The following is a 2668-nucleotide window of genomic DNA, read 5'->3' as shown; positions in this document are numbered from 1 at the left end:
CCACTAACTAAATTCTCAAATGGTTGTCTTAACGGTTGTCCTCTGGTGCAGCAGTCGTGTGAAATCACCCGTCGCAAAATGAGCATCCTATTAGATAAGTAACACCTTTAGCCTTTCGGCAATGTTTTTATACCTGTTTGTAAATCTTTTGCTATAAGATAAGCACAATCAGGTTCATGATTCATATTATTCATACACTCATTCCATTTAGCGTCTTTAATGCAAAATGGGCAGTAATCTGGACAATTCCCGCCACTGATTAAACTCACTTCTAAAACGGCATTACATAATGCCTGTATATCTTTCTCTCTTTGCTCCATAATCTTAAAACCCCGTTTTAGGCACGGGGTAAGCCTCTTAACCAAGTTGGTTTTCTTGTTCTGTTTTAAATGTTTTAGGGCAATGAGAGGGACTCGAACCCACGACCACACTATTAAAGTGCCTACTCTAACCAACTGAGCTACCATTGCCTTCACCCTTATTAAGGGAGTATTTAACCCCGAAGGGCTTGCAGGTGCAGGTTGGATTTTGCTTATACGTCTATAAGCATTACCAACTTCCCGTATCATACACCAGCAAAATCATTAACCAACATAGGCAGGATATGAACCCGCAACAACAATTGGCGCGCTCCATGTTGTACCTCGTCGTGCGATATTTTCTGTATTACATAGGAAATTACCCCTATGCAATAACCAGCTTACGCCACTATGTTGGTGTATTGTTGGGTGTTAAGCGGATTATTGTTGTGTAGTCAATAATTCATAAACACTACTCGTCTGCTAGCTATCCTACTACACATTAGTAGTCTTAATGTTTATTCGCTTTCGCCCGCTGAAACACCCAATATCTTCAAAGAACGTTTTTGTATGTTATACCTTTAATTATTCTCCAAACCGTATATCGCTCAAGTCCAAGAGACCTTGCAAACTCAGAGTAACTTGTTTTATCTATTTTATGAAAAAAAGACTTCATTTTTTCTGTTTTAAAAACCCACACCTATTTCCCAACCAGTATGGGATACTAACCTATCAATTGCATTTAACTATCTGCCATATTTCAACACAACAAATATACTACAATAATTTTAACACGCAATAAAGAAAATACTTTTTTTGCTAAAAATAAAATATTACGTTTGTATCGATGGAAAGAAGATATATAATAACAACAGAATTTCGTAAGACACAAAAAAGGCTTTTAGAAAAAAAGGCTTTTGAGTGGATAGAAAAGATTGCTGATGCAGAAGACAGACCGTTAAGTGAAGTCTTGCGAAGACTTGCCGTAGAGGCTTATAAAAAAGAGCATAAAATAAAATAAAATAATATTATGAAAACACAAAAAATAGGAGGAGAGAAAGTATTGGTCTCAGTAAAAGAGTCTGATATAGTTGATGGTGTATTTCTTTGCGAAGAAGCAACAGAAATCGCGGATGGTGTTTTAAACAGGATGCCAACCTTAAAAAAACTGGTTTTGCCGAAAGTAAAAAAACTGGGTAATTATTGTCTTAGCTCGAATGATTTTTTAACTACCTTAGATTTACCGGTGTGCACCACAATGGGTAATCATTGTCTTAGCTCGAATGCTTCTTTAACTACCTTAGATTTACCGGTGTGCACCACAATGGGTAATCATTGTCTTAGCTGGAATGATTTTTTAACTACCTTAGATTTACCGGTGTGCACCACAATGGGTAATCATTGTCTTAGCTCGAATGATTTTTTAACTACCTTAGATTTACCGGTGTGCACCACAATGGGTAATGATTGTCTTCGCTGGAATGCTTCTTTAACTACGGTTAGTTTTGGCAACTATAAGCTAAGTGTAAAAAATGTAGACGGTTATTGCTTTGTTGTAGAAAAAGAAAAGACATCAAAAGGCATTCGTATTTATACAGGTTATAACTTAATTAATGTAAAAGACAGTGTTATAAATAAACAGGAATGTTATGTTGCTGAAAAAGAAAACTTCACAACACACGGAGAAACAGTTAAAAAAGCTATATCAGACCTTAACTTTAAAATAGTAGCTGATAAGTTGAAAAACGAACCTATTGAAAAAGACACGGTATTTACTGTAGAAAAATATAGGCTAATAACAGGGGCTTGTGATTTGGGTTGTAGAGATTGGATGCAAAGAAATAATATACCTTTTAATATTACTAAAGAAGATAAAACAATAGAATCAGCACCTATCAAAGCTATTGATTTACTGCCTCTTCTTAGAAAGAGCAATGCTTATGGGATTGATAAAATAGAAAGTTTAATAACTTTTTAATCTAAAAAGCAACTTAATAATGTAACCTAATATGGGAGAGTATACAGGAAAACGGTATCAGCCTTCAAATGGTACAGAAGGCGAAGGATTTATGGGTGAGTTTTGCGACCAATGTATGCACGAGAAATTTTGCCATACTCAAAACCATGATGATGCGCAGTGTCCTATACTAAATAAATCATTGCTTGATGGCGATGTAAAAGAGTGGATATACGATGAAAACGATAAGCCTACTTGCACCAGTTTTATAAAATGGGATTGGGGTAATGATGAAGATGGGTGGAATGAACCACCTTATAATCACCCAATAAATGACCCTCCTAATCAACTTACAATGCCGTTAGGATTATTTGAGGAAGTAAACGAATTAGTAAAAGCATAAACTAACACC

4 protein-coding genes and 1 tRNA gene are annotated in these 2668 nt (G+C 35.6%); 3 read left to right on the top strand and 2 right to left on the bottom strand.

What is annotated here, in order from left to right; translation table 11 throughout:
* Positions 1-107: 107 nt before the first annotated feature.
* A complete protein-coding gene (locus tag WC622_RS17040; protein WP_372820889.1) occupies positions 108-320 on the bottom strand; it encodes a hypothetical protein in 213 nt (70 codons plus the stop codon).
* Positions 321-398: 78 nt separating this feature from the next.
* Positions 399-470: transfer RNA gene (locus WC622_RS17035), tRNA-Leu, on the bottom strand.
* Positions 471-1146: 676 nt separating this feature from the next.
* On the opposite strand from WC622_RS17035, the gene WC622_RS17030 reads away from it, so the two are divergent.
* Genes WC622_RS17030 through WC622_RS17020 form a run of 3 tightly spaced genes read left to right on the top strand, consistent with a single transcriptional unit; the run spans position 1147 to position 2659 of the window.
* Positions 1147-1320: a hypothetical protein gene (locus tag WC622_RS17030; protein WP_372820888.1), complete on the top strand. Its 174-nt coding sequence runs from the start codon at positions 1147-1149 to the stop codon at positions 1318-1320.
* Positions 1321-1329: 9 nt separating this feature from the next.
* Positions 1330-2277: a leucine-rich repeat protein gene (locus tag WC622_RS17025; RefSeq protein WP_372820887.1), complete on the top strand. Its 948-nt coding sequence runs from the start codon at positions 1330-1332 to the stop codon at positions 2275-2277.
* 31 nt (positions 2278-2308) lie between these two features.
* On the top strand, positions 2309-2659 hold the full coding sequence (locus WC622_RS17020) for a hypothetical protein (RefSeq protein WP_372820886.1): 351 nt from the start codon (positions 2309-2311) through the stop codon (positions 2657-2659).
* Positions 2660-2668: the final 9 nt, after the last annotated feature.

This window comes from Pedobacter sp., assembly GCF_041662865.1.
In the GTDB taxonomy this organism is placed as follows: Bacteria; Bacteroidota; Bacteroidia; order Sphingobacteriales; family Sphingobacteriaceae; genus Pedobacter.
The sequence above is the reverse complement of the archived record's forward strand: the minus strand, read 5'-3'. Positions and strand labels throughout refer to the sequence as shown.

Excerpts from the sequence above, each read along its gene's own strand:
- WC622_RS17040 (WP_372820889.1), bottom strand. The coding sequence starts at position 320 with ATGGAGCAAAGAGAGAAAGATATACAGGCATTATGTAATGCCGTTTTA.
- WC622_RS17025 (WP_372820887.1), top strand. The coding sequence starts at position 1,330 with ATGAAAACACAAAAAATAGGAGGAGAGAAAGTATTGGTCTCAGTAAAA.
- WC622_RS17020 (WP_372820886.1), top strand. The coding sequence starts at position 2,309 with ATGGGAGAGTATACAGGAAAACGGTATCAGCCTTCAAATGGTACAGAA.
- WC622_RS17030 (WP_372820888.1), top strand. The coding sequence starts at position 1,147 with ATGGAAAGAAGATATATAATAACAACAGAATTTCGTAAGACACAAAAA.